25 protein-coding genes are annotated in these 25887 nt (G+C 64.8%); 12 read left to right on the top strand and 13 right to left on the bottom strand.

What is annotated here, in order from left to right; all coding sequences use genetic code 11:
- Window positions 1–48: 48 nt before the first annotated feature.
- Window positions 49–1284, bottom strand: a complete 1236-nt coding sequence (locus VOI29_RS08445; RefSeq protein WP_323777830.1) for an MFS transporter — start codon at window positions 1282–1284, stop codon at window positions 49–51.
- A gap of 239 nt (window positions 1285–1523) precedes the next feature.
- Window positions 1524–3719 (bottom strand): primosomal protein N', encoded by a 2196-nt coding sequence (locus VOI29_RS08440; RefSeq protein ID WP_323777828.1) that lies wholly within the window; start codon window positions 3717–3719, stop codon window positions 1524–1526.
- 81 nt (window positions 3720–3800) lie between these two features.
- Between VOI29_RS08440 and fsa the strand changes: the two genes are divergently transcribed.
- From fsa to VOI29_RS08415, 5 genes are all read left to right on the top strand, one after another.
- Window positions 3801–4454 (top strand): fructose-6-phosphate aldolase, encoded by a 654-nt coding sequence (gene fsa, locus VOI29_RS08435; protein WP_323777826.1) that lies wholly within the window; start codon window positions 3801–3803, stop codon window positions 4452–4454.
- A 295-nt stretch (window positions 4455–4749) separates the two neighbouring features.
- Window positions 4750–5457: a DUF484 family protein gene (locus tag VOI29_RS08430; protein WP_323777825.1), complete on the top strand. Its 708-nt coding sequence runs from the start codon at window positions 4750–4752 to the stop codon at window positions 5455–5457.
- Entirely contained in the window at window positions 5454–6374 is a 921-nt protein-coding gene (locus VOI29_RS08425; RefSeq protein WP_323777822.1) for a tyrosine recombinase XerC, read from the top strand. Before VOI29_RS08430 ends, VOI29_RS08425 begins: the two co-directional genes overlap by 4 nt.
- 51 nt (window positions 6375–6425) lie before the next feature.
- Window positions 6426–6653 (top strand): GDCCVxC domain-containing (seleno)protein, encoded by a 228-nt coding sequence (locus VOI29_RS08420; RefSeq protein WP_323777821.1) that lies wholly within the window; start codon window positions 6426–6428, stop codon window positions 6651–6653.
- Window positions 6654–7018: 365 nt separating this feature from the next.
- Window positions 7019–7729: a phosphatidylcholine synthase gene (locus tag VOI29_RS08415; RefSeq protein ID WP_323777819.1), complete on the top strand. Its 711-nt coding sequence runs from the start codon at window positions 7019–7021 to the stop codon at window positions 7727–7729.
- Window positions 7730–7840: 111 nt separating this feature from the next.
- Here VOI29_RS08415 and VOI29_RS08410 read toward each other — a convergent pair whose 3' ends face one another.
- Window positions 7841–8293: a methylated-DNA--[protein]-cysteine S-methyltransferase gene (locus tag VOI29_RS08410; protein WP_323777818.1), complete on the bottom strand. Its 453-nt coding sequence runs from the start codon at window positions 8291–8293 to the stop codon at window positions 7841–7843.
- A 200-nt stretch (window positions 8294–8493) separates the two neighbouring features.
- On the opposite strand from VOI29_RS08410, the gene VOI29_RS08405 reads away from it, so the two are divergent.
- Window positions 8494–8877 (top strand): hypothetical protein, encoded by a 384-nt coding sequence (locus VOI29_RS08405; RefSeq protein ID WP_323777816.1) that lies wholly within the window; start codon window positions 8494–8496, stop codon window positions 8875–8877.
- 22 nt (window positions 8878–8899) lie between these two features.
- On the opposite strand, the gene VOI29_RS08400 is transcribed toward VOI29_RS08405, so the two are convergent.
- The 4 genes from VOI29_RS08400 to ileS form a co-directional block, all read right to left on the bottom strand.
- The gene (locus VOI29_RS08400) at window positions 8900–9937 is read right to left on the bottom strand and encodes a transporter substrate-binding domain-containing protein (RefSeq protein WP_323777814.1); all 1038 of its coding nucleotides are present in this window, start codon (window positions 9935–9937) and stop codon (window positions 8900–8902) included.
- 11 nt (window positions 9938–9948) lie between these two features.
- The gene (locus tag VOI29_RS08395; RefSeq protein WP_323777812.1) at window positions 9949–11028 is read right to left on the bottom strand and encodes a transporter substrate-binding domain-containing protein; all 1080 of its coding nucleotides are present in this window, start codon (window positions 11026–11028) and stop codon (window positions 9949–9951) included.
- 134 nt (window positions 11029–11162) lie between these two features.
- On the bottom strand, window positions 11163–11687 hold the full coding sequence (locus VOI29_RS08390; protein ID WP_323777810.1) for a hypothetical protein: 525 nt from the start codon (window positions 11685–11687) through the stop codon (window positions 11163–11165).
- A 420-nt stretch (window positions 11688–12107) separates the two neighbouring features.
- Entirely contained in the window at window positions 12108–15110 is a 3003-nt protein-coding gene (gene ileS, locus VOI29_RS08385; RefSeq protein WP_323777808.1) for an isoleucine--tRNA ligase, read from the bottom strand.
- Between the two features lie 269 nt (window positions 15111–15379).
- On the opposite strand from ileS, the gene VOI29_RS08380 reads away from it, so the two are divergent.
- A complete protein-coding gene (locus VOI29_RS08380) occupies window positions 15380–15802 on the top strand; it encodes a group III truncated hemoglobin (protein WP_323777807.1) in 423 nt (140 codons plus the stop codon).
- A 105-nt stretch (window positions 15803–15907) separates the two neighbouring features.
- Here the strand turns inward: VOI29_RS08380 and VOI29_RS08375 are convergent, their stop codons facing one another.
- Genes VOI29_RS08375 through VOI29_RS08365 form a run of 3 tightly spaced genes read right to left on the bottom strand, consistent with a single transcriptional unit; the run spans window position 15908 to window position 18761 of the window.
- A complete protein-coding gene (locus tag VOI29_RS08375) occupies window positions 15908–16897 on the bottom strand; it encodes a TIGR01620 family protein (RefSeq protein ID WP_323777805.1) in 990 nt (329 codons plus the stop codon).
- Complete coding sequence (locus VOI29_RS08370; RefSeq protein WP_323777803.1) at window positions 16894–17349, bottom strand: GNAT family N-acetyltransferase; 456 nt, start codon at window positions 17347–17349, stop codon at window positions 16894–16896. The genes VOI29_RS08375 and VOI29_RS08370 overlap by 4 nt, the downstream gene beginning before the upstream one ends.
- Entirely contained in the window at window positions 17346–18761 is a 1416-nt protein-coding gene (locus tag VOI29_RS08365) for a YcjX family protein (protein ID WP_323777801.1), read from the bottom strand. The genes VOI29_RS08370 and VOI29_RS08365 overlap by 4 nt, the downstream gene beginning before the upstream one ends.
- Window positions 18762–18873: 112 nt before the next feature.
- Here VOI29_RS08365 and truA point away from each other — a divergent pair, with 112 nt between their 5' ends.
- Window positions 18874–19641 carry a tRNA pseudouridine(38-40) synthase TruA gene (gene truA, locus VOI29_RS08360; protein ID WP_323777799.1) on the top strand — a complete coding sequence of 256 codons (768 nt, stop codon included), beginning with the start codon at window positions 18874–18876 and terminating at the stop codon, window positions 19639–19641.
- 108 nt (window positions 19642–19749) lie between these two features.
- Complete coding sequence (locus VOI29_RS08355; RefSeq protein ID WP_323777797.1) at window positions 19750–20490, top strand: NYN domain-containing protein; 741 nt, start codon at window positions 19750–19752, stop codon at window positions 20488–20490.
- A gap of 299 nt (window positions 20491–20789) precedes the next feature.
- On the opposite strand, the gene VOI29_RS08350 is transcribed toward VOI29_RS08355, so the two are convergent.
- The 3 genes from VOI29_RS08350 to VOI29_RS08340 form a co-directional block, all read right to left on the bottom strand.
- Window positions 20790–21506, bottom strand: coding sequence for a flavodoxin family protein (locus VOI29_RS08350; RefSeq protein ID WP_323777795.1), 717 nt, complete (start codon window positions 21504–21506; stop codon window positions 20790–20792).
- Between the two features lie 134 nt (window positions 21507–21640).
- Complete coding sequence (gcvH, locus tag VOI29_RS08345) at window positions 21641–22000, bottom strand: glycine cleavage system protein GcvH (RefSeq protein ID WP_323777794.1); 360 nt, start codon at window positions 21998–22000, stop codon at window positions 21641–21643.
- A gap of 199 nt (window positions 22001–22199) precedes the next feature.
- Complete coding sequence (locus VOI29_RS08340) at window positions 22200–23648, bottom strand: glutamine synthetase family protein (RefSeq protein WP_323777792.1); 1449 nt, start codon at window positions 23646–23648, stop codon at window positions 22200–22202.
- Between the two features lie 213 nt (window positions 23649–23861).
- Between VOI29_RS08340 and VOI29_RS08335 the strand changes: the two genes are divergently transcribed.
- The 3 genes from VOI29_RS08335 to VOI29_RS08325 form a co-directional block, all read left to right on the top strand.
- Window positions 23862–24638, top strand: a complete 777-nt coding sequence (locus VOI29_RS08335) for an IclR family transcriptional regulator (RefSeq protein WP_323777790.1) — start codon at window positions 23862–23864, stop codon at window positions 24636–24638.
- An 80-nt stretch (window positions 24639–24718) separates the two neighbouring features.
- A complete protein-coding gene (locus VOI29_RS08330) occupies window positions 24719–25045 on the top strand; it encodes a hypothetical protein (protein ID WP_323777788.1) in 327 nt (108 codons plus the stop codon).
- Window positions 25046–25166: 121 nt separating this feature from the next.
- Window positions 25167–25887 (top strand): type I glyceraldehyde-3-phosphate dehydrogenase (locus VOI29_RS08325; RefSeq protein WP_323777787.1); only part of this gene is annotated, 721 nt, incomplete at its 3' end.

The following is a 25887-nucleotide window of genomic DNA, read 5'->3' as shown; positions in this document are numbered from 1 at the left end:
CTGTGTGCGCGGGCGCCCGCCGCGCGGCTGGCGCCGCGGGCTGCCGGGCTACTCAGCCGGCGCCGGGCTTGCGTATTTGCTGAAGATGGTCTCGTTGCCAGGTTCAGGATGGCGCGGGATCAGCAGCGACAGGGACAACGACACCAGCGCCATGGCTGCCGCCAGAACAAAGACCATCCCCGGCGAAAACACCCACAACAGCCCCAGCAGCACCGGCAGGAACACCGCCGCGATATGATTGATGGTAAAGGCCACCGCCGCGGTGGGGGCGATGTCGCCGGGATCGGCGATTTTCTGGAAATAGGTTTTCAGCGCCAGCGCCAGCGCAAACAGCACGTGGTCGATCACGTAAAGCACCGCCGCAACCGCCACCCCCCAGCCGAACCAATAGATCCCGCCATAAGACGCAAAGACAATTGCCAGCCCGCTGTATTCCAGGATCAGCGTGCGGCGCTCTCCGAACATCGCCACCGCCTTGCCCAGCATCGGCGCTGCAACCATGTTGATCACCAGGTTGATCAGATAAAGCCCGGTCAGCTCATGCACATCAAAGCCGAATTTCTCGACCATCATGAAGCCGGCAAAAACCACAAAGATCTGCCGCCGTGCCCCCGCCATGAACTGCAGCGCATAATACAGCCAATAGCGTTTTCGCAGGATCAGCTTCTTGGTCTGCGGATGCGGCGCGTCGAACTGCGGATAGGCAAAGAGCGCAAACAGCGCGATCAGCACCGTTGCCCCGCCTGCGGCCAGAAAGACGGTGTTATAGGCCAGATCAAACCTGTCCCAGGTCAGCACGATCAGCCCGTAGACCACCAGCGTCGCCGCTGAGCCTGCCGCGACCAGCCAGCCCAATGTCTGCGGTGCCTTCTCCTTGGACAGCCATTGCAGCTGCAGCGACTGGTTCACCGTCTCGTAATAATGAAAGCCGATCGAGCTGAGCAGCGTCACCATCAGCAGCCCGCCCAGCGAGGGGAACCAGGCGGTGACAGCTGTGGCCGCCCCCAGCAAGACAAGCGAGATCAGCCCCAGCACCTGCTCCCGCACAAATAGAATGACCGCGATGACCCCAACAGCCAGAAAGCCCGGGATCTCGCGCACCGTATGCAACAGGCCGATATCGGCGCCGTCGAATTGCGCCGCCTCGATCACGAAATTATTGAGCAGCGCGCTCCAGGCGTTGAAGGCGATCGGCATCGCCAGCGCCATCAGGAACAGCAGCGTCACCGGACGGCGCCAGAACGGCAGGCCTTGGGCGCTGGAGAGGGGCATGGGTCTGAACATGGGCTCGGGTTTACGCCGCTTCGACGCGCCTGGCGAGAGGGAAATCGCGCCCGCACATCAAGCTCCGCATCAGCGCGCAGAGGTGCGGGCGGTCGGCGGCAATGGGAAATACGAGGCCCAACCTCGCGCTTCGGGGTATTACAAGAAAAGGGGAAGACCGCTTCTTTCTGGTCCCCAATACTCTGGGGGAGCCGGCCGTCAGGACGCCGGGGGCAAAGCCCCCGTCCCCGCCCGCAGTGTCAGAAAAAGCTCTGCGGATCAATGTCGATGCTCAGCCGCAAGTCCCCTTTGAGGCGCAACGGCGCGGTCCAGCGGGCGATCGCCTCCTGCAGCGGCACGCCCTTGGCGGCCTTGACCAGCAGCCGCACCCGGTGGCGGCCGCGGACGCGGGCAATCGGCGCGGGCGCCGGTCCAAACACCTGCGCACCGATCTGGCGGAGGGCGCCGTCATTGCGGGCCATCGCATTGCCCAAGTCAAAAACCGCCGCCAGATCCGGCCCCGACAGGATGATCCCCGCCATCCGTCCATAGGGCGGCACCCCCGCCGCCTGGCGCTCGGCAGCCTCGGCCTTCCAGAAGCTTTCCTCATCCCCCGACAGGATCGCCCGGATCACCGGATGTTCCGGCTGGAACGTCTGCATCAAGGCTTCTCCCGGCCGTTCGGCGCGGCCTGCGCGGCCCGCCACCTGGCGCATCAGTTGGAACGTGCGCTCTGCGGCGCGCAGGTCCGAACCTTGCAGCCCCAGGTCAGCGTCGATCACCCCGACCAGTGTCAGCAGCGGGAAATTGTGCCCCTTGGCGACCAGCTGAGTGCCCAGGATGATGTCGGCCTCGCCCCTGGCGATCTCCTCGATCCGGCGTTTCAGGGCGCGGGCGGAGCCGAACAGGTCGGAACTCAGCACCGCGATCCGCGCTTCCGGGAACAGGCCGGTGGCCTCCTCGGCCAGCCTCTCGATGCCGGGGCCGACCGGCGCCATCTTGCCCTCCACTTCGCAGGACGGGCAGGCCTCGGGCACCGGTTTGGTTTCGCCGCACTGGTGGCACATCAGCCGTTTCATGAAGCGGTGTTCCACCATCCGCGCGTCGCAATGGTCGCAGGCCACCTGCGCACCGCAGGCGCGGCAGATGGTGACCGGCGCAAAGCCGCGACGGTTCAGGAACAAGAGCGACTGCTCGCCGCGCTCCAGCCTGAGCTTCATTGCCTGTTTCAGCGTCGGGGAAATCCAGGTCGAGGGCAGCAGGTCTTCGCTGCGCATGTCCACCGACCGCATCTGCGGCAGCACCGCGGCGCCAAACCGCGCAGTCAGATCCAGGCGCTTGTATTTGCCCGCCTCGGCATTGACCCAGCTTTCGAGGCTGGGCGTGGCCGAAGCCAGCACCACCTGGGCCGAACACATCGCTGCCCGCAGCACCGCCATGTCACGGGCGTTGTACAGAACGCCGTCTTCCTGCTTGTAGGAGGTGTCGTGTTCCTCATCAACGATGATCAGGCCAAGGTCGCGGAACGGCAGGAACAGCGCCGAGCGCGCGCCGATCACCAGGCCGGCGGCCCCTTGCCCGACCATTTTCCAGACCCGCCGGCGCTCGGTCATAGTGGCGCCCGAGTGCCACTCGGCGGGTTTGGCGCCGAACCGCGCCTCCACCCGGGTCAAGAATTCCGCCGTCAGCGCAATCTCCGGCAGCAGCACCAGCCCTTGCCGTCCGGCGCGCAAGCAGGCCGCGACCGCCTCCAGATAGACCTCCGTCTTGCCAGAGCCGGTGACCCCCTTCAGCAGCGTGGTGCCATAGCGCCCGCTCTGCACGCCCTCCGCCAGAGCGGCGGCGGCGGCAGCCTGATCCTCGGTCAAGGCCTTGCCGGGCAGGTCCGGGTTCAGCTGCGGATACGGCAGATCGCGCGGGGCTTCCTCCTCCCGCAGGGCGCCCTGTTTCACCAGCCCCTTCACCACCGAAGGCGTCACATCCGCCATACCGGCCAGTTCGCGCGGGGTGAAGGCAAGGCCGCCGTATTGCTCCATCACTTCCAGCACACGGCTGCGGGCCTCGGTCATCCGGTCTGGTGCGCCCTCGCCCCGGCGCAGGATCTTGCGCATTGAGGGCGGATCGCTGAGCCCCGGCGCGCGGGTGGCCAGCCGCAGCATCGCGGACATCGGGGTCAGGGTGTAATCGGCGGCCTTGGCCAGGAACTGGCGCATCTCTGCGCGCATCGGCGCCACGTCCAGCACCCGGATCACCGCGCGCAGCTTGGCCGAATCGAAATCCCCCGCGCCCGGCCCCCAGACCACCCCCAGAACCTTGCGCGGCCCCAGCGGCACCTCGACATAGGCCCCCAGGAAACAGCCGCCCTCCGGCGCACGGTAATCCAGAAGCCGGTCAAGGGGTTGCGTGGTCAGCACCCCGACCCGTTCGCCTGCCTGAAAGAACTCCTGCCCGCTCATCCTGCCGCCCGTGTTGCCGCCCGTATATCCATGAGGTAAAGGCTGTGGCGACCGAGGCCAACCCATCCAAAGGACTGCCCCATGAAATTCTTCGTAGATACCGCCGAGATCGACGCGATTGCCGAGCTGAACGATCTGGGCATGGTGGACGGTGTCACCACCAACCCCTCGCTGATCAAGAAATCCGGCCGCGACATCATCGAAGTGACCAAGGAGATCTGCGATCTGGTCGATGGGCCGGTCTCTGCCGAGGTGACCGCAACCGACGCCGGAACCATGATCGCCGAAGGCCGCAAGCTGGTCGAGATCGCCGAGAACATCGCCGTCAAGGTACCGCTGACCTGGGACGGTCTGAAAGCTTGCAAGACCCTCAGCGATGATGGCCATATGGTGAATGTGACCCTGTGCTTCTCTGCCAATCAGGCGCTGCTGGCGGCCAAGGCGGGCGCGACCTTCATCTCCCCCTTCATCGGGCGTCTGGATGACATCAACCTGGACGGCATGGAAGTGATCGAAGACATCCGCACCATCTATGACAACTACGGGTTTGAAACCCAGATACTGGCGGCCTCGATCCGCTCGGTGAACCACGTGCTGGACTCGGCCCGGATCGGCGCCGATGTGATCACCGCGCCGCCCGCGGTGATCAAGTCGATGGTGAACCACCCGCTGACCGACAAAGGCCTGGATGCTTTCCTGGCCGATATCAAAGCGGCTGAAATCAAAATCCTCTGATTCTGCCTCGTGGACACAGAACAGAGAAAGGCGCCCCGGTTTCCGGGCGCCTTTTTTGTTCGCTGCTTTCTGTTTCAAAGATGCCTGCCATCGGCTGAGCACTCCCGCGCGCCCTGCGTTTCCCGGCTGGCACCGGACCGTGCGGGGGCTTGGGCCCGGCAGCGCACCTGCAGCGGCGCTTGACGCCGCCGCGGCAATTTCCGCTGCCCCTGCATTTTTCCGCAGCAAAGCCCGGTTCCCATGTTATATACGGATCCAAACCCGTCAGAGGTCCGGAGCCGCAAGAGTTTCAATCATGAGCAGTTCAAGCAATTCAGCCAGCCTGGAAGACCAGTTGCGCGAGGCGATCCTCGCCAAACCCGATGCGGTGCTGGAGGACCAGCACCTGATGAATGCGCTTGTCGCCGCCAATGAGCGCGCGATGGGTTCCAACGTGGTCGACCTGCGCGGCATCGCGATGGAGCGGCTGGCGGCCCGGCTCGACCGGCTGGAAGACACCCACCGTTCGGTGATCGCCGCGGCCTATGACAACCTGGCCGGCACCAACCTGATCCACCGCGCCGTGCTGCGGCTGCTGGAGCCGCAGGACTTCGCCGCCTTCCTGGCCTGCCTGGAACAGGAAATGCCGGAGATCCTGCGGGTGCAGTCGCTGACGCTGGTGCTGGAGACCGCCCAGCCCGGCGGCGCCGAGATTGAACGCAAGTCCGGCGCCCTGAAGCTGTCAGGCCCCGGGTTCACCGAAAGCTATGCCGGCCAGCCCCGCAGCCAGCGCATTGTGACCCTGCGCCAGACCCAGGGCGGCAGCCCGCGTGTCTACGGCCCGAAAGCGGAGCGGATCCGCTCCGAGGCCTGCCTGATGCTGGACCTGGGCGAGGGCCGCCTGCCCGGCATGCTGGTAATGGGCTCGGAAGACCCGCATCAGTTCTCGCCGATGCAGGGCACCGATCTGCTGGCGTTTTTCGCCGGCGTCTTCGAACGCGCGATGCGCTGCTGGCTGTCATGACACTGATCTCCCCGGCCTGCCGCGACGCCCTGCAGCTTTGGCTGGAGCGTTTGGCCGGGCTGGAGGATGCCTCTGCCAACACGCTGAGCGCCTATCGCAGCGATGTCAGTGCTTTTCTGGTCTTTATGACAGCGCATTCCGGCGGCCCCCAGGGCCTGGGGGCGCTGGCCCGGATCACCACCGCTGATATGCGCGCCTGGATGGCGTCGGAGCGCGGCTCGGGCACCGGTGCGCGGTCGCTGGCGCGCAAGCTGTCGGCGGTGAAGAATTTCTACCGCTGGCTGGCGGAACGCGAAGGTTTTGAACCGGCCGCGGTGCTGCTGGCGCGCTCCCCCAAGTTCCAGAAGAAACTGCCCCGCCCGCTGGCGCCGGAGGCCGCCAAGGCGGTGCTGGAGACGGTGGAGCTGCAGTCGCAGCAGGATTGGGTTGCGGCGCGCGATGTGGCAGTGGTGACGCTGCTCTACGGCTGCGGGCTCAGGATCTCCGAAGCGCTGGGGCTGAAGGGCGGTGCCGCGCCGCTGCCGCCGGTCCTGCGCATTCTCGGCAAGGGCAGGAAAGAGCGGGTGGTGCCGGTACTGCCTGCCGCCCGCGATGCGGTGGCGCGCTATCTTGAGCTGTGCCCGCATCCGCAGGAGGCGGGCGCGCCGCTGTTCCGCGGTGTGCGGGGCGGCGCGCTGAACCCGCGCCAGATCCAGGGGGTGATGGCCCGCACCCGCGCCCAGCTGGGCCTGCCCGCAACCGCAACCCCGCACGCCCTGCGCCACAGCTTTGCCACCCATCTCTTGGAGGCAGGCGGCGATTTGAGGGCGATTCAGGAATTGCTGGGGCACGCATCCCTGTCGACCACCCAGGCCTATACAGCGGTGGACACCACCCATCTGATGGAGGTCTACATGCGGGCGCACCCCAAGGCATGACTTGACCCCGGGGCCTGGCTGGCCTTTGCTGATCTCAGAAAGGTCTGCCGCATGTCTGCAACTGAACCCGGTTCCCCGGTCCTGATCAGCGTTCTCAGCTGTCCTTTTTGCGGGCATGAGACCGCGGAAGAAATGCCGCAGGACAGCTGTCAGTGGTTTCATGAATGCCCGGCCTGCCGCGCCTTGCTGCGGCCAAAACCCGGGGATTGCTGCGTTTTCTGTTCTTACGGCAGTGTCCCCTGCCCGCCGGTGCAGACCAGCGGCGCCTGCTGCGGCTAGCGCTGCGGCGCATCTGCATTGTTAAAATGCGCTCTATTTTCACGGCAGCGGGAAAGCTGCTGTTAAGGCGCTGCGGGCTTGATGGCAGACATTGATCCAGAAAGGATTCTGCCATGACCAGTTCCGGCTATTCAGCCTTGTTTGCCGATGGCGCCCCTGCCGCCCCTGCCCCGCCGCCCGGGACGCAACCCTGGGAGCGGACACGCGACCGGCCCTCCAGGGCGCCCTTCTCCCCGCCTGATATCACCGACCCCGTTCCCTTTGGCCAGCGGATGGCCCGTATCCAATTCTTCAAAGGTACGGAATTCCGCCCAAAGCTGCATTGAACGCTTGCGGGATCGGGGCAAATTCGCCATCACGGGCGCATGACACCTCAGATCCGCGCCCTTTCCGTTCATCTGCTGACTGCAACCGGTGCCGTGTTCGCCATGCTGGCGATGCTGGCTGCGGCGGGTGCCAACTGGAGCCTGATGTTTGTCTGGCTTGTGGTTGCCTTTGCCGTTGACGGCGTGGATGGCCCGCTGGCGCGGCATTATCACGTCAAACGCTACTCGCCGGAATTCGACGGGGTGCTGCTGGACCTGATCATCGACTACCTGACCTATGTCTTCATTCCTGCCTTTGCGCTGTTCCAATCGGGGCTGATGGCGGGCTGGACCGGTTGGTTTGCGATCATCGTGATCACCTTTGGCAGCGCGATGTATTTCGCCGACACCAGGATGAAGACCAAGGACAATTCCTTTGCCGGCTTTCCCGGCTGCTGGAATATGCTGGTGCTGGTGATCTTTGCGCTGGAGCCGAGCCATTGGACCAGCCTGATCCTGGTGACGCTGCTGTCCGTGGCGATGTTCCTGCCGCTGAAATTCATTCATCCGGTGCGCACCGTGCGCTGGCGCAAGCTGTCATTGCCGATGGCGCTGGCCTGGACCTTCTTTGCCGGCTGGGCCGCCTGGGTTGATTTCCACCCCGCCAGCTGGGCGCATTGGGGGCTGGTGGTGACGTCGGTCTACCTGCTGTTTGTCGGCGTTGCCCAGCAGATCATTCCTGAACAGCGCCGCTCGGCGTCCCACCCGTGAGCCCGCAGCGCTGAGGGGCACAGCCCTTCTGCGCCCTTGCAGGGCGCATTCACCCCGGAGTATTTCAGGCCAGAAGGAAGCCGGACGCGGCTGCATGGATAATCTGAGCGGTCAGATCAGCAGGCTGGCGGCGCCCTCGTGTTTCAGAAGCGCGACTTTGGTTTCGACCCCGCCCGACCCGGAAAATCCGCCCAGGCCGGTTGCACTCAGCACCCGGTGGCAGGGAATGATCACCGGGATCGGGTTGCTGCCGCAGGCATTGCCAACCGGCTGCGGCGGCGCATTCAGCTCCCGGGCAATATCGCCATAAGTGCGGGTTTCCCCCAGAGGGATTGCCAGCATCGCATCGCAAACCCTTCGCTGGAAGTCCGATCCCTCCACCAGCAACGGCAGGTCGAACTCTGTCAGCCGGCCGGCAAAATACGCGCGCAGTTGCGCCAGGGCGTTGTCCAGCAGCGCCGATCGGCCGGTTGACTGCGCGGACCAGGCGAGCCGCACAATGGCGCCGTCGCGTTCCGTCACGCTGAGCGCCCCAACGGGTGTTTCGAGACTGTCTGAAACCATGATTATCCCTTTTCGCCCCTGGCATCGCACGCATCCCCGGCAGGACAGGTGCCAGCCGCAGGACCTCTGGCCTTGCTGCTTTCCGCCCGATGCCCGGCCGAAGGTATTAACGGCTCATTAACCAGTGTTGAGAAATCCCCACCACATTACATCAAATTATTATAAAGTAAGTTTCAAGAACGGTATTAAGGATGAGTTTAATGATTACTGCAGTTTCCAGCACCGCCAGCCTGTACAACACCATGAAACAGATGCAGGCCGCCTACCAGCGGCAGCCGGCAATCGCGGAAGCAGGCGGCCAGCAGGTGGATGCACCGCTGATCGCGGGCAGCACCCAGGGCCTGGCCCGCAGCATTACCCGCGAACAGGTGTTGAACGGTGAACGCCCGGATGCCTTGATCCCCCAGCACGTCGGCCCTGCCCGTGCGGCTGCCCGGACCGAGGCACTGGGGCTGAAACAATTGAACGGCCTCGACATGGCGGCCTATTACCTGGACCTGGCGAGCGGCTTTCAGGCAGGCCCGAAAACGGCCTCCGCCATGGCCGCCGAGGCCCGGTATCTGGAGGCCCGCAAGGCATTCTGATCCTGCAGGCCCGCCAATCGCATCACCGCAGCTGGGCCCAGAACAGCTCCAGGTGGCGCGACATGATGTCTTCAAACCGGCCGCTGTCGCGCAGCTTTTTCAACCCTGCATTGATCCGGTAAAGATGCGGGGTGCCGCGCCAGTGGCGTTTGGAAATCACCACGTGCAAGCCTTCCACGGAGAGCGGTTTTTCCAGCGGCAGCACCGTGTCGCGCAGACCTTCCCGGACGATGGTGCTGGCGCCCAGAAACAGGTTCACCGCCACCGCATCCACCTGGCGCCGGGACACCATGCGGAAACAGTCAGCCGGTGATTGCGGCTGCACCAGGGTGATCTTGCCCTCGTCCAGCCAGCGGCGGCCGGCGCGGTTCAAATCATGCGTGAAATAGCCCTTGGGGCGGCATAAGGTTCTGCCCTCGATATCCCTGTCTTCCCTAAAGGCAAACTGATCGTCCTGCCGCACAAACAGCATGATCGGCAGCGTCATCACCGGGTCCGAGAAGTGGAAATTCGCGCAGCGCTCATTGTCCGGCTCCGCCGCGCAATCCGGTTTGAGCCAGGGAAAACCCATATCGAATTCCTTTTGGTCCAGCATCGGAAACAGATGCCTGGACCAGTCATCCTCCCAGCTGATTGCGTAAGACACCGGCGAAGGCGCCAGTTCCAGCGCTGCATTGACCAGCTCGGTCACCATGCCCTGGCCCGGCAGCCCGCGGCCGGTAAAGGGGGCATAGCCGCCGCCGGTCAGCAGCGTCATCTCGGCCTGCTGCCCGCGCAGCGGGGTGGCGTCCGGTGCGCTCGCCTGCTTGATGCAGGGGATCTGCAGCTTGCGGCCCGGCACCACCGACGAGCCGGCCAGAACATCCTGGTTGCGGTAGTAAATCATGGTCCAGCGCTCGCGGTCGCCATAATGGGTTTCAGCGATCGAAAACAGGTTGTCACCCGGCTGCGCGACATATTCCACATCGCAGATCGCCAGGGCCGCCGAGGGCAGCAGCCCCAGCAGCAGCCCGAGGCCCAAGACATAGCCCGGCAGGCGGCGGCAGAATCTGCTCAGCATGCTTTTCCCCTTCAATATCCGGCCCAGACCCTGGCCATGTGATCTTCGATGATCGCCTGATAGGTGCCGTTCTGGCGGATGCCGCGCAGCGACGCGTTGACCATCTCCATCAGATGCTGGGCCTTGGGGTGAGTCTTGTGGACAATCACATGCAGCGCCTGGATCGAAATCGGCTCCGGCACCGCATCAAAACGGTCCGACAGGCCCAGCTCCTTGATCTGCGCACGGCCGGTGAATTCGTTCATCACAACCGCATCCGCCTTGCCGTCCAGCACCATCGCGTAGCATTCGGCGGTGGTCAGCGGCTGCACCACCTCGACCTTGCCGTCGCGCAGCCAGTGGCGGCCCTGCTGTTCGAACAGATACGTCTCATAGCCCTGCGGACGGCAGAAGGTCTTGCCGAACAGGTCTTCGTCCCTGGTGAAGGCCAGGGGCCGCGCCTTGTCGGTGAACATCAGCACCAGAACTTCGAACATCGGATCCGAGAACAGGAAATTCTTGCAGCGCGGTTCTTCGGGACTGTTTTCGCAGTCCGGCTTGTACCAGGGAAATCCCGCGTCCAGCAGCGCGTTCGACAGCAGCGGCTCTTCATGCGCCGTCCACAGGTCGACCCAATGCACGGCGTAGCCCTGCTCCGGATCGGCATGGCGCATTGCGGCATTCAGCACGTCGGTCATCATGCCGCCGTTGTGCAGGTCCTTGCCGGTGAAGGGGGCAAAGTCATCCGCGGTCAGCAGGTTGATGCGGTGGCGCACCTCGGCGCTGCCAAAGGCGATCTGCACCGGTTTGGCCTCGACCGGCACGCTGGCTGAGATTTCCTTGCCGCCTTCCAGGCCCAGAGGCAGGCCCTCAAGACAGGCCAGCGACAGAGCCATGCCGGCACGCAAGCCACTTGGCTTGGGGCCGATGGTATCAATGTTTCGGCTGTGAATCGCGCTCCATTTGCCCGCGTCCTTGTACAGCTTGTCCGCGATCACCGACAGGCTGTCGCCCGGCTGCACGGCATAGACCCCGCCGCAGGTCCCGGCCGCAGCAGAATTGGCTGCAAAGGCAAGCAGGCCCATGGCAGCGGCTGCAATGTATTTCTTCATAGTCCCCCCGGGAAATAATCTGCACCGCAGCCGGTTCCGGTCTGCAGCACCCGTTGTTCTGGTTGTTATGAATGGTCCCTGGCCTGCTCCGGCACCCACCCGAAGGGCAAACGGGAACGGCCCCGGCGCAAAGATCAGTTGCCGACGAACAGGACCAGCAGCGTTGCCGTATCAACCCGCCCGTCAGCCCCGATCAGGCTGGCAGGCACGGTGATTTCCTTGCGCTCGTATGCCGCGTTCACCAGCTGGTCGATATAGGCGCCGGACTGGCCCTGGACCGCGGCGGTCAGCACCAACTTGTAGAGCGCTGTGCCTGCGGCCGGAACGGCAGCTGCCGCCTGGGTCCGGCTTTCAGGATTTACCCGCTTGCTGCGCAGCGCGGCCAGGGTGCCGGCAGTGATGCGGGCGACCATGGCGTCTTCGCCGCCGGCGCCGTCCGCTGCCGTCCTTTGCAGGCCAGGCAGCTGAGCTGGTGCAGCCGGGTCTCCGCCGCTGAACTGGAAATACAATAGCATCGCCGCAGCCACTGCCAGGCCGGCTGCTGCCAGGCCCAGCTTAGCCAGCGTGCTGCCGCCCTCAGCCGGCACCGGCGCAAAGGGCTGCGGTTCCGGGGTAATCTTTTGCTCATCCGCCGCGGAACCGGCGGGTTTCGCCGCCATGACGGCTGCGGGTTTCGGCGAGGCAGGCTTTGCCCTCTCAACAGCAGGCTGCGGCACTGGCCCGGAGCGGACCGTAACCAGCCCGATTTTCATATTCGTTGGTGCCGACACCCCGTCAATCCGGATAGATGCACCGCGCGGCTTGCCCGGCACAGCCGCCCGCTGCACGTCCGCTTTCCGCTTCAGCATAAAATACTGCCCCCGCCCTATGCCTTAATAAATTTCGGCTGAAACCTTGCATTGAATTAACGATTTCTTAATCAATTGTGAAAAACCGGTCAACATCTAGGGGGTTTCAATTTGGCAATACACAAGGCTGCACACGGAAAAAGTGCGGAAAATGCTGCAAGAACAGCGCAGAAATGAAAGCGCCCGGCAATTAAGCCGGGCGCCAAACACACTCAAAAGCTGAATGCCGGGTTATCCCAGCGCGCTGTCGCAACGGCCGCAGACCCCGTCATGGGCGTGATTGCCCACATCGGGGAGGATCTTCCAGCAGCGCTGGCACTTGCCGCCTTCGGCCTTCTCAAACACCACCGAGACGCCATCCACTTCCGGCATCCTGAAGGCCTCGGCCGGGGCCGGATCGCTCGTCAGCAGGATGTCCGAGGTGATGCAGACATCGGCGAAGTTCACCGAATTCAGCGCCTTCAGCGCTTCGCTGTCGCGTACATGCACCACCGGCGCGGCTTCCAGCGAGGCGCCGATCACCTTGTCGGTGCGCTGCACCTCCAGCGCGGCTGTCACCACCCGGCGGGCCTGGCGGATCTTGGACCATTTCGCCGCCAGCGCCTCATTCAGCCAGCCGGCGGGGGTGCTGGGAATATCCTGCAGGTGGATTGAGCTGCCCGCGCCCGGATACTTCTCCAGCCAGACCTCTTCCATGGTGAACACCAGCACCGGTGCCAGCCAGGTGGTCAGGCGGTGGAACAGGATATCCAGCACGGTGCGCGCAGCACGGGCGTTCAGCGTGTCGCCGTCGCAATACAGCGCATCCTTGCGGACGTCGAAGTAGAAGGCCGACAGATCCACGGTGGCAAAGTTGAACACCGCCGAGAACACACCCTGAAAATCAAAGGTCTGGTAGCCGCTGCGCACCTTGCTGTCCAGCTCGGCCAGCCGGTGCAGAACCCATTGCTCCAGCTCCGGCATATCCGACGGCTCCACGCGCTGATCTTCGGTGAAATCGCTCAAGCTGCCCAGCAGGAAGCGCATGGTGTTGCGCAGGCGGCGGTAGCTGTCGGCGGTGCCTTTCAGGATCTCCGGCCCGATCCGCTGGTCTGCGGTGTAATCGGTCTGAGCCACCCACAGGCGCAGGATATCGGCGCCGTACTGTTTGATGACCTCTTCCGGCACGATGGTGTTGCCCAGCGATTTGGACATTTTCATGCCCTTCTCGTCGAGCGTGAACCCATGTGTCACCACATTGCGGTACGGCGCGCGCCCCTTGGTGCCGCAGGCCTGCAGCAGCGAGGAGTGGAACCAGCCGCGGTGCTGGTCGGTGCCTTCCATGTAGACGTCGGCAATACCGTCCTCGGTGCCGTCCTCGCGGTCGCGCAGCACAAAGGCATGGGTCGAACCGCTATCGAACCACACGTCCAGCACATCGAACACCTGATCATAGGCGTCCGCATCAACGATGCCGTCCAGCACCTTGGCCTTGAAGCCCTCCTGATACCAGACGTCCGCACCATGGGCGTCGAACTCGGCGACGATGCGCTTGTTCACCTCGTCATTGCGCAACAGGAAGTCCGCATCGGTGGGCAGAGCGTCTTTTTTGGTGAAGCAGGTAAGCGGCACGCCCCAGGCGCGCTGGCGGCTCAACACCCAGTCGGGGCGGCTTTCGATCATCGAATGCAGGCGGTTGCGGCCGGTTTGCGGCCACCATTTCACCAGCTCGTCGATCGAACGCAGCGCGCGTTCGCGGATGCTGGTGCCCATCTCATCCATGCCGTCGTCCAGCTGACGGTCGACAGAAGCAAACCACTGCGGCGTGTTACGGTAGATGATCGGCGCCTTGGAGCGCCAGGAATGCGGGTAGCTGTGCTTGATCTTGCCGCGCGCCAGCAGGCCGCCGACCTCGGCCAGCTTGTCGATCACCGCCTTGTTGGCATCGCCCTCGCCGCCCTTGCGGTTGAGGATGTATTTGCCGCCGAAGAACGGCAGATCGGCGCGGAATCCGCCATCGTCCATCACGTTGTAAGTGATGACCTGCTCCAGCATTCCCAGATCCCGGTAAAGCTCGAATTCCTCCATCCCGTGCGACGGCGCGCAGTGAACAAAGCCGGTGCCTTCGGTGTCGGTCACGAAGGGGGCCGCACGGAAATCGCGGATCCCGTCCCATTCACCGCCCGCGCCTTCGGCGCCTGCCAGCGGATGCTTCAGCGACAGGCTGGACAGTTCCTCGGCCGAGACCCCGCGCAGGCGGGTGTATTGATCCTCGCCCAGGCGGGCGCGCTTGAACACGTCAGCGGCCAGGTTGTCGGCCAGCAGGAAACGCTCGCCGGTGCTGGCCCAGCATTCCTCCGGCGTGCCGGTGACCTCGTACAGGCCATAGGCAATCTCGGCGCCGTAGACCACCGCCTTGTTCGACGGGATGGTCCAGGGGGTGGTGGTCCAGATCACCACATGGGCGCCTTCCAGATCCTGCGCCACCAGCGCGGAATCCGCGCCGGCAAAATCGGCATCCTCGCCATCCGCGGGAACAAAGCCGCCGGCCTCGGCGACCTTGAATTTCACCCAGATGGTGAAGCTTTCCTTGTCGTGATACTCAACCTCGGCTTCGGCCAGCGCGGTTTTCTCGACCGGCGACCACATCACGGGTTTCGAGCCCTGATACAGCGTGCCGTTCATCAGGAATTTCATGAACTCATCCGCGATCACCGCCTCGGCGTGGTAGTTCATGGTCAGATAGGGATTATCCCAGTTGCCGGTGATGCCGATCCGTTTGAATTCTTCGCGCTGGACATCGACCCAGCTGTCGGCAAAGGCGCGGCATTCCTGGCGGAATTCCACCACCGGCACCGCGTCCTTGTTCTTGCCCTTCTTGCGGTACTGCTCCTCGATCTTCCATTCGATCGGCAGGCCGTGGCAGTCCCAGCCCGGCACATAGCGCGCGTCAAAGCCCATCATCTGATGCGAGCGCACGATCATGTCCTTGATGGTCTTGTTCAGCGCGTGGCCGATGTGCAGGTGGCCGTTGGCATAGGGCGGGCCGTCATGCAGGGTGAAGGGCTTGCGCGCGCCGTCAGTGCCCTTGGCCGCGGCGGCCTTCTCGCGCAAGCGGTCATAGACCCCGATCTCCGCCCAGCGTTCCAGCCAGGCAGGCTCCCGCTTGGGCAGGCCCGCACGCATTGGAAAGGCGGTCTTGGGCAGGTTCAGGGTGTCTTTGTAGTCAGGCGTCTGAGGCGTGTCGGCGCACATCGGGGGCGTCCTTTGGATGATCAAGGCTGGAAATCGGGATATTCGGTTCGGCGCGATGGCTCAAGCGCCTTTGCCCGGCGGCTCAATGGTTTCAGAGCGCCGGGGATATAATTCGAATAATGATGGCCGCGAATAGGGACATGAAGTGCCTTATAGGATGGTCCCGCCAAAGGGTAAAGCGGTGAGATGCGGCAGATACGCCCGCCCCCCCTTCCGCATGGGGCCTGCTGTGTCTATCTATCAGCCGGACCCAGCAGAGCGGAGCCCCCATGACCAACACCGAAACGCAAGTTCCGCTGGCGCGGTTCGACATCAGCGCCGGCGAGATCGCCCGCGTTGTTGCCGTCTTCTACGTCCGGGTGCGGTCCCACGACGTGCTCGGCCCGGTGTTTGCCGCCCATGTTGCGGACTGGCCGGAGCATGAGGAGAAAATCGCCGGCTTCTGGCGCAATGCGATCCTGCGGGAGAAAAGCTACAGCGGCAATCCGATGCGCGAGCATGTCAGCCGCCCGGACGTGAAAGCAGAGCATTTCCCGCTGTGGCTCGGTCTGTTCCACGATGTTCTGCGGACCGAGCTGCCGGAGCGGACCGCGCTGCAGTGGGGGGCCTTGGCCGACCGCATCGGCGAGGGCTTCCGCACCGGTATCGTGGCGATGCGCCAGCCGAAGGACCAGCCGCCCAAACTGTTCTGAGCGCGGCCTGCCGGATGCTCCCGCGCCTGCAGGAGCCCTGGCCCGGCCAGGCCGCCCAGGCAGGCTTGGGTGCGGCTCATGCTGTGCATGAGCCTGGCGCGCTGCTTATCCGGCCTTGGAGAACAGCCCGGTCAGCGCCCGCTGCACCACCTTGCGGGTACTGGGCTTATGCTGCGCAGAAAACGGCATCGGGCGGCAGACTTCCATGGCAGCAATCCCCACCCTGGCCGACAATGCGCCATTCACCAGCCCCTCTCCGAAACGGCGGGAGAGTTTCGACAGCACCGAGCCGCCCAGCACCGGCTCCAGCAGATCATCGCCTGCGGCCACGGCCCCGGTGGCCGCCAGATGCGCCAGCACCGCCCGGGTCAGCCGCCAGGAACTGAAGAACCCGGGCCGGCCGCCGTAGATCCCTGCCACCCGGCGGATCATGCGCAGCGAGGAAACCAGTGCCGCCGCCACATCCGCCAGCGCCATCGGAACCAGCGCCGTGACCGTGGCAACCTGCCGGGCGGCGGCTTCGACCTCGCGCAGCGCCAGCGCATCCAGCGGCACCAGCAGTTCCTCCTCTGCCAGCAGCAGCAGGGCGTCGCCGTCCATCACCTCGGCCTGGCGCTCTGCCAGCCGGGCCAGCTGCCAGGCCAGGTCATCGCGGCCCTTGTAAAACCCCTCTAGCCGGGCGGTGAAGCCGCGGGCGGCGGACAGGTCCGCTGCCGCCTCGGCCTGTTGCCGCAGCGTATCGACGCGCCGCAGCCGGGACAGCGCCGCCAGTTCGCGCAGGGCCATCGCAAAAGCCAGCAGCAGAAGAACCGCCAGCCCGGCACTGACTGCCCAGCCCAGCAGCGGAACCCGTGCGATCAGCCCAGCCGCAAAATCCCAAGCGGCAACCGAAGCCATGGCGCCAACGACCGCAACCAGCAGCACCCAGAACCAGCGTGCCAGCCGCGAGGGGCGGCGGGCGGCAATCCGGGCCGCCTGTTCCATCGCCGGCGGCCCGGCTGCGGCGGCCTGCGGCTCGGGCACCGGCGGCGCCTCGGTCACCGAAGGGGCATCCGTCTCGCCCGCGAGGTCAATCAGAACCGGCTTGCTGCTCATGCCACCGCCTCCTGGCAGCTGCGCCATTCATAGGTGATGGCCGGCAGGCCTTCCTCATTGCTTGCGCCATCGCCGCGGCCGGTTTCGGCAAAGCCTTGCCGCTGATAAAACCGCTGTGCGCGGGTATTGGCGGCAAAGGTGTGGAGCACGAGCCGCGGGGCGGCAGCCTTGGCGGCATCCAGAAGCGCCTTGCCTGCCCCCTGCCCGCAGGCACCCTGCGCCAGGTAAAGCGCGCAGACCTCGGCGCCGTCACGGGCCAGGAAGCCCAGCACGCGTCTGCCCCGCACCGCCACAGTGACCCAGCCGCGGTCGATCATCAGGCCGCAGAAGGCAACTGCCTCAGCGGATGTGTACAGCTTCGGCATCCATTCGGTGTCCTGTTGGAAACGGTAGAGGATCTCCCCCGCCGAACCGGCATCAAGGGGCGTTGCTGCGCGCAAGACGAGGGTCACAAGGCATCTCCGATCAGGAATTCGGCAGCGCGGTCGAGGCGGATATGCGGCGGACCGCTGCCGTGTTTCAGAGTAAGCGGAACCGGCGCAAAAGCCATTGCCTGATAATCACACTCCAGCCAGCGGTCCGCCCCTTGGCGCGCAGGTGCCAGCAGGTGCGCGGGGTCTTCGGGCAACGCCCCGGGGTAAAACGCCGCCTGCTTGCCGCTGTCCAGCAAGGTGCCGCGCACGCAGGGCAGCTCAGTGCCGTTATGAGTGCGCATTTCCTCTGTCGTGGTCCGCAAAGAGGCAATCGCAAGGGCTGCGGTTTCTGCGCCTGCAAAACGGGCACGGTCCTGTGCTTCGCGGGTCAGCGCCTCTATGATTGCAGCCATACGGGCGTGCTGAGCGTGGTGCAGATGGTCAGCCTTGGTGGCGGCAAACAGGATCTTCTCGACCCGTTTCCCGCCCAAGAGCCTGGTCAGAAAACGGTTGCGGCCCGGTTTGAACGCGCTGAGGATATCCGCCATCGCATGGCGCAGGTCCTCCACCGCCTGCGGGCCGGAATGGATCGCCGACAGCGCATCCACCAGCACCACCTGCCGGTCGATGCGGGCAAAGTGGTCGCGGAAGAAAGGTTTGACGACCTTGGACTTATAGGCTTCGTACCGCCGTTCCATCTCGCGCCAGAGACTGCCGCGCGGGGCGGCGGGTTCCGGCGGGAGCGGCGCAAAGGTGAGAACCGGCGATCCCTCCAGGTCGCCGGGCAGCAGGAAGCGGCCCGGGGTGCAGTCATAGAAACCGGCGGCGCGGGCGGCGGTCAGGTACGCGGTGTAGGCCCCGGCCAGCGCCTGCGCCTGCGGCTCGTCATGCGTCCCCGCGGGGACAGCCTTGGATTTCTCCGACAGGAACCGTTCAGCCTGGGGCCGGCTGGCGATGCGCGGCAGCACATCGGCGGACCATTCGGCATAGGATTTGTCCAGCAGAGCAAGGTCCAGGAGCCACTCGCCCGGATAGTCGACGATATCCAGATGCAGCGTGCGCGGCCCCTGCAGCCCCGATATCAAGCCGGCGGGCCGCACCTTCAGGCTGAGACGCAGCTCGGACACTGCCCTTGTGCTGTCCGGCCAACGGGGTGACGGCCCGGTCAGGGCCGCGAGGTGGTTTTCATAGTCAAACCGCGGCACGGTGTCGTCAGGCTGGGGCTGCAGAAAGGCGGTCTCAATCCGTCCGTCGCGGGCCGCATTCAGCTGCAGCATCCGGCCCCGGTCCAGCAGATTGGCCACCAGAGAAGTGATGAACACGGTCTTGCCGGAGCGCGCCAATCCGGTCACGCCCAGCCGCAAGGGCCGGCCGAACAGCGCCGATGACAGGCCGCTGGCGACGTTCTCCACACCGTTCATCACCCCATCTGCAAGGGAGGTTATCACCAAGGCCCTGATCCTGCTCTGTTCTTGCTGCTGTCAAGATAGGCAGCCTGCCTGCGGGTTACCAGAGCGCACGCGGGGCTTGCCCCGGCTGTGTTGCGTTGCTACTTGCCCGCTTATGCCGCGTTTTGCTTTGAAAGTCGAATACCACGGGAAGCCTTTTGCCGGCTGGCAAAGGCAGAAGGATCAGCCCTCCGTCCAGGGGGCGATCGAGGCTGCGCTGGCGCGGCTGGAACCGGGGGAGCACACGATTGCCGCCGCCGGGCGCACCGACACCGGTGTGCATGGGCTGGGACAGGTGGCGCATTGCGACATGGCCAAGGACTGGGACCCGTTCCGCCTGTCAGAGGCGCTGAATTACCATCTGAAACCCGATCCGGTGGCGATCGTGGACTGCGCGCGGGTCGATGACGGCTGGCACGCGCGGTTCTCGGCGGTGGAGCGGCAGTATCTGTTCCGCATCCTGATCCGCCGCGCGCCCGCCACCCATGACGCGGGCCAGGTCTGGCAGCTGAGCCATGATCTGGATGCCAACACCATGCAGGAAGCCGCCAGCCACCTGGTCGGCAACCATGATTTCACCACCTTCCGCTCCTCGATCTGCCAGGCGGCCAGCCCGGTCAAGACGCTGGACGAGCTGCGGGTTGAGCGGGTGCAGGGGTTTTCCGGGCCGGAGATCCATTTCCACGTGCGCGCCCGCAGCTTTCTGCACAACCAGGTGCGCAGCTTTGTCGGCACGCTGGAGCGGGCCGGTGCCGGCGCCTGGGAACCTGCGGATGTGAAGGCCGCGCTGGACGCCCGCGACCGCGCCGCCTGCGGACCGGTCTGCCCCGGCCACGGGCTGTATCTGGCGCGGGTCGGCTACCCCGACGACCCTTTTGCCTGACCCGGCTCTTGCATCCCGCAGGGCGCTGCACATACTTAACCCCGACAATGCGCCAGAGGGCACAACCAGCCCCCTGCCCGCCCCATTACACAAGAGGCACACGCAGCAATGGCAAAACCTGAAAAGCCCCCGCTTCTGGCTGTCCTGATCGATGCCGACAACATCTCGGCCAAATACGCCGAGGCAATGTTCGAGGAAATCGCCTCGTTCGGCGAGGCCAGCATCCGTCGCATCTACGGCGATTTCGCCGGCGGCAGCCCCCAGGGGTGGAACAAGGAGAAACTGGCCGCGCTGGCGATCGTGCCGCATCAGCAGTTCGCCAATACCACCGGCAAAAACGCTTCGGACATAGCCCTGGTGATCGACGCGATGGACATCCTGCATTCGGGCCGTTTCGACGGTTTTGTGCTGATCTCCTCCGACAGCGATTTCACCCGCCTGGCCAGCCGCATCCGCGAACAGGGGGTGGATGTGTTCGGCATGGGCATGCGCAAGACGCCCGCGGCATTCGTGCAGGCCTGCAAGCGGTTCATCTATGTCGAGAACCTGCTGGATGAGCCGGGCAAACCGAAGCCGAAACCCAAGAAAGAAGACGACGGCGGCAACGGAAATGCTCCGGCGGAACTGGCGGATCCGACCAAACTGGTGGTGCGGGCGATGGACGCGATCGATCAGGACGACGAATGGTACACGCTGGGCCAGATCGGCCAGTACATCACCGCGGCGGCGCCGGATTTTGACACCCGCAGCTATGGCAAGCGCAAGCTGAGCGACCTGATTTCCTCGCTGAAGCTGTTTGAGACCAAACGCGGCGATGGCAACCAGATCCTGGTGCGGCGGCTGGACTGACGCGCGGCACCGCTGCCCGCAGACAGCCCGCTGTGGAGGCATCCGCAGGTCACCCTCACACCGCGTGTGTCAGGCTGGCATCTGGGCGATGCACTGGCGGATGTGGTGGAGAACTACCGGCGGATTGAAGCCGGACAAGACCTGCTGCATGAAATGGTCCGGCAGCTGGGGTATTGATCCGGCCTGCAGCGCCCGCCCTGCTTCTTTCTGGATTTCAACACTCCCGCCGGAGGCGCTGCCTTGTTTCCGGCAGAGGGGTAAGGCGGCCAACTGCGCCAGCCAGGGGCGCGGCAGGCCGGCTAGGAGCGGTAATCCGGGTTTTCATAGTCGAACCGGCAGCCGGCAGACCAGGCTTTGCGGTCGTTGCCCTCATTCGGATAGCCGCCCGCATCGCGCAGCATCGCCGCCAGATGCATCAGGTTCCAGGTCATGATCGTGGTGTTGCGCTGGGTGAACTCGTTTTCAAAGCCGGCGGGCTTGCCCTCCACTTCATCGCCATAAGACGGCCCCGGCCCGGCCTCGCCGATCCAGCCGCAGTCGGCCTGCGGCGGAATGGTGAAGCCGAGATGGCTGAGCGCATAGCAGAGCGTCATCGCGGTATGCTTGATGCCGTCTTCATTGCCGGTGATGACTGTGCCGCCGGTTTTGCCGTAAAAGATCGACTGCCCTTTATCGTTCAGCTCCCCGCTCATGCCGTACAGGCGCTCAATCAGGATCCGGCAGACCGAGCTTTCCTCGCCCAGCCAGATCGGCGTTCCGATCACCAGGATCCGGGCTGCCAGCACCTTCTCCCACAGCTTGGGCCAGTCGTCCTGCGGCCAGCCATGCCCGGTCATGTCCGGATAAACGCCGGGCGGCACCATGTGGTCCAGGATATGCAGATGTTCGACCTCCACGCCGTTCTTTTCCATGATCGAGGATGAAGCCTGCATCAGCAGGCGGGTGTGGCTTTTGCTGCCGTCTTTCTTGAGGGAGGTGTTGATGAACAGGGCTTTGAGGCCCGAAAAACCGGTCATAGCGCGTCTCCTGTTTGGATTGCAGGTATCGACCGGATGGTAGGACATCGCCTGCGGTTGCACAGGCGCGCTGGCAGGATCGTGATGCCAGACGGGAACCGCCCGCCGGGCGGAAAACACGGCGGGCGGGAAAATCAGCCGATGAAAGTCTTGTAGCCGGCTTCATCCATGTAGTCGTCCATCGGCGACAGATCCGCGGGCTTCAGCTTGAAAAACCAGGCGCCGCCTTCGGGGTCCTCGTTCACCTTGCCGGGATCATCGGTCAGCGCCTCGTTCACTTCGACCACTTCACCGTCCAGCGGTGCCAGAATGTCGGAGGCGGCCTTGACCGATTCGATCACCACGATTTCCTCATCCTTGGAAACCTCGGTGCCCACCTCCGGCAGCTCCACAAAGACCACTTCACCCAGCTGCTCGGCGGCATGGGCGGTGATGCCAACGGTGATCAGGTCGTCTTCGGGCAGCAGCCACTCGTGTTCTTCGGTGTATTTCATCGTCGTTTTTTCCTTGGAAGAGGCTTGGGGTTTTGGTGCGGGTTCGGCCGCCGTAAAGGATGCCGCAGGAAAAAGAAAGCCGGTCCTGCCGGCCTCTGCATGCGCGGGTATACGCTATCAACGGTGCTGGTCTCCGATCAAGATGGCAAATCGCGGGTTTCCTGCGTTTTTACGGGCCAGGCCCCGATCCCCTGTGCGGTCAGAACAGGTTGAAATACTCCGCCTGCTCCCATTCGCTGACGGTGTCGAGATAGCGCTCCCACTCGAAGTGCTTGAGCTGCAGCAGGTAGCTGGTGAATGCCTCCCCCAGCGCCGCCCGGCACATCAGCGAGCCGCCGAACCCCTCCAGCGCCTGGCCCAGCGAGCGCGGCAGGCGGTCGGAGTCTTCGCCGTAGGGCGACAGCGTCGGCGGCGGCGCCTCCAGCCCTTCGGTGATCCCCGCCAAGCCTGCAATGATCTGGGCCGCCAGCGCGTAATAGGGGTTGGCCGAACTGTCCGGTGCGCGGTTTTCAATCCGGCTGGCGGTATCGCCCGGTTGCATCAGCGCCCGCAGCATGGCGCCGCGGTTGTCCTCGCCCCAGCCGATCCGGTTCGGGGCCAGCTGGAACGGCAGATAGCGTTTGTAGCTGTTGACGGTCGGCGCGATCAGCAGCGATGTTTCCGTGGCGTATTTCAGCAGCCCCGCCATCCAGGCGCTGGCCTGCGGGCTGAGCACCCCAGCGGTTTCCGGCATGAACATCTGCCGCCCGCTGGCTTGATCCTGCAGCGACTGATGCACATGCCAGCCGTTGGCCATGGCATTGTCCAGCCGCGGCTTGGCCATGAAGCTGGCGTGCAGGCCATTGCGGGCGCAAACTTCCTTGACCATGGTGCGAAACATCACCATCGCATCCGCCTGGGCCATGGCGCCGCCGGGGGCAAAGGTGAATTCCACCTGACCGGGCCCCATTTCAATCTCGACCGAGCGCACCGGCAGGCCCAGTTTCTGGGCATTGCGGCGCAGCAGGTCCAGCACGCCCTCCGCTTCGCCATAGCAGGTTTCAGCCAGATACTGATAACCTTGCGTCAGGCTGCGGGGCTGCTCCGGCGCACCGGGGCCGCCTGCCGCATCGCCGCCGTCGGAACGGCCGGCCAGCTTGCAAATGTGAAACTCCACCTCCAGCCCGAAGCTGGCCGCCATCCCCTGCCCCTCCAATGCCTCGACCGCCCGCTGCAGCACGCCGCAGGATGCAAACGGGACCGGGCTGCCGTCCGGATAGACCGGTGTGCAGAAGATCCAGGCGGAATGGCCGGACCAGGGCAGCGCGCGGAAGGTATCCGGGCGCGGCACCAGCAGCACGTCGCCCGCGCCCCGCATCGGCCCGGCCAGGCCCGTGCGGCCCTCCCAGACCGGAAAGGCATTGCGGTGCGAGGTATCCTTGAGCAACAGCGTCGCAGGCACGTTGAGACCGCGGTCAAAGACGCTGGCAAAGGCGCCGGCCATCACCGTCTTGCCGCGCAAAACCCCGTGCTGATCGGGGAACAGCACCCGCACCGTCTCGATCCCGTCGAACTGCGCGCGGGAAGTGATCTCCGCCGCCTGACGGCAATCCTCGGCACTCAGCAGCCCCAGGCGGGCCAGTTTGCCGGATGTGAATTCATGTGCCATGGGCGGCCTCTTGGCTAGCGGGCTGCCTGAAATTGCACCGGAACCAGGGGCGCGTCCAGCACCCGGTGGAGATTTCCCAGGCGCGGCGGCGCAAAGCAGCGGTTCCGGCGGCTTTGCCGCTTGACAGCGTTCGCAGATCGCACATTGTTTCCGGCATTCGCACAAAACCGCCGCAGGCAGCGGCGTTTTCACAATCGGGACGGGCAGCATCAGATGACCACAGCTGAACAGGACAGGAATGTTTCTTCGAGCTTTGCCAAGGGGCTGGCGGTTCTGGCAGTGTTCGACGCGGCGACGCCCAGCTTGACATTGGCCGAGATCGCCCGCCGCACCGGCCAGGACCGGGCCACGGCGCGGCGCGGCGCGCTGACGCTGGTGCAGGCGGGCTATCTGCGCCAGGACGGGCGGATGCTGGCGCTGACGCCGCGGGTGCTGGCACTGGCGGGCGGGTTCCTGCAGGCCAACCAGTTCGGCCGCCGGGTGCAGCCGGTACTGAACCGCCACGCCCGGCAGATGGAGGTCGAGGTGACGCTGGCGATGCTGGATCAGGGGCGGGTGCTGCTGCTGGCGCAATCGACCGTGGATCATGGTCATATCACCTATGGTTTCACCGCCGGCTCGCACATTCCGCTCGCCCATACCAGCCTGGGGCGGATGCTGCTGGCCGGGCTGCCGCAAGAGGAGGCGGCGTCGGTGCTGGCCAAGACGCAGGTGCCGCGCCACACCGGCCAGTCGCTGACCGATCCCGGCGCCATCCTTGAGCGTGTCGCACAGGCCCGCGAACAAGGCTATTGCATCACCGACAGCGAGTTCGAGGGCGGCATCACCGGCTATGCGGTACCGGTCTCGCGCCCCGGCCATACGCCCGTCGTTGCGGGCAGTTCTGCCCCGCGCGGACAGCGGCCGCAGGCGGATGCAGAACGGCTCCTGCGCGGGCTGCAGCTGTGCGCGGCGGAGCTGCGCCAGGCCGAGGCGGTGGACCACCTCTGACATCTGCGCCGGAAACCCCTTCTTGTAATGCACGCCGCCCTTGCTAGGCTGACACCGGATATTTCCGCAGGAGCATTTCGATGATGAAACAGACTGTATTGGCCGCCGCCCTGTGCACCACCCTGTGCGCCGCGCTGGCTCCGGCCGCATCCGCCAAGGATGCCGAAGGCACCGTGGTTTCCGTTCTGGGCCGCAATTGGGCGGTTTTCCCGGTCGCGGACACCGCGGGCCGCTACAGCGCCACGCGGATGAACCTGGAGCATTTGCCCTTCCGCCCGCCTGCGGTCCTGACCGCGCGCCAGGCGGTGCGGGCCCTGCGCGCGGCCACCGGCTGCAGCGTCAACCTGGACACCATGGTGCGCAATATCACCGGCACCTACTACGCCCAGATGATCTGCCGCAAATAGCAGCGCGTCTGACGGCTCTGCGGTTTTGCAGCGTTTTTCTGAAACATCCTCTTGGGAAATGTGATCATTTTCCCGGCGGCGATGGATTGAGCGGCCCAAGCGCGCCTGCCATAGATTGCGCATGAGACTTGCAATCAACGGATTCGGCCGCATTGGCCGCGCCATCCTGCGCCAGATCCTGACCACGGCGCGCGGAGACGGCATCGAAGTGGTGCGGATTAATGATATCGCACCCTTGGACATGTGCGCCTATCTGTTCCAATACGACAGCACCTTCGGCCCCTTTGCCCATCCGGTGGCGCACGGCGATGAGGCGCTGCAGGTGATGGGCCGCAGCATTCCTGTCAGCCATGCGTCCGACCTGACACGCGTGGATCTGTCCGGTGTTGATCTGGTGCTGGAATGCACCGGCATTGCCCGCACCTCGGATGTCGCCGAACGCGGCATCAAGGCGGGCGCCGCCAAGGTGCTGATCTCCGGCCCCTCCCCCGCGGCGGAGCTGACCGTGGTGCTGGGGGCAAACGAGGAGAGCCTCGGCGACGCGCGGATCGTCTCCAATGCCTCCTGCACCACCAATGGTCTGACGCCGCTGGTCAAACTGCTGGATGGCATCGCCGGTATCGACACCGCCCATATGACCACAATCCATTGCTACACCAACTCGCAGCCGATGGTGGACGCGCCGCGCGGCGATTTCGCCCGCTCCCGCGGCGGCGCGCAATCGATGGTGCCGACCACCACCTCGGCGATGCATCTGATCGACGAGGTGCTGCCGCATCTGAAAGGCCGGGTCAGCGGCGCCGCGGTGCGGGTGCCGACGGCCAGCGTGTCGGCGGTTGATC

This window comes from Leisingera sp., assembly GCF_034669605.1.
In the GTDB taxonomy this organism is placed as follows: domain Bacteria; phylum Pseudomonadota; class Alphaproteobacteria; order Rhodobacterales; family Rhodobacteraceae; genus Leisingera.
Note: the sequence above shows the minus strand (reverse complement) of the source record. Positions and strands in the feature narration are given on the sequence as shown.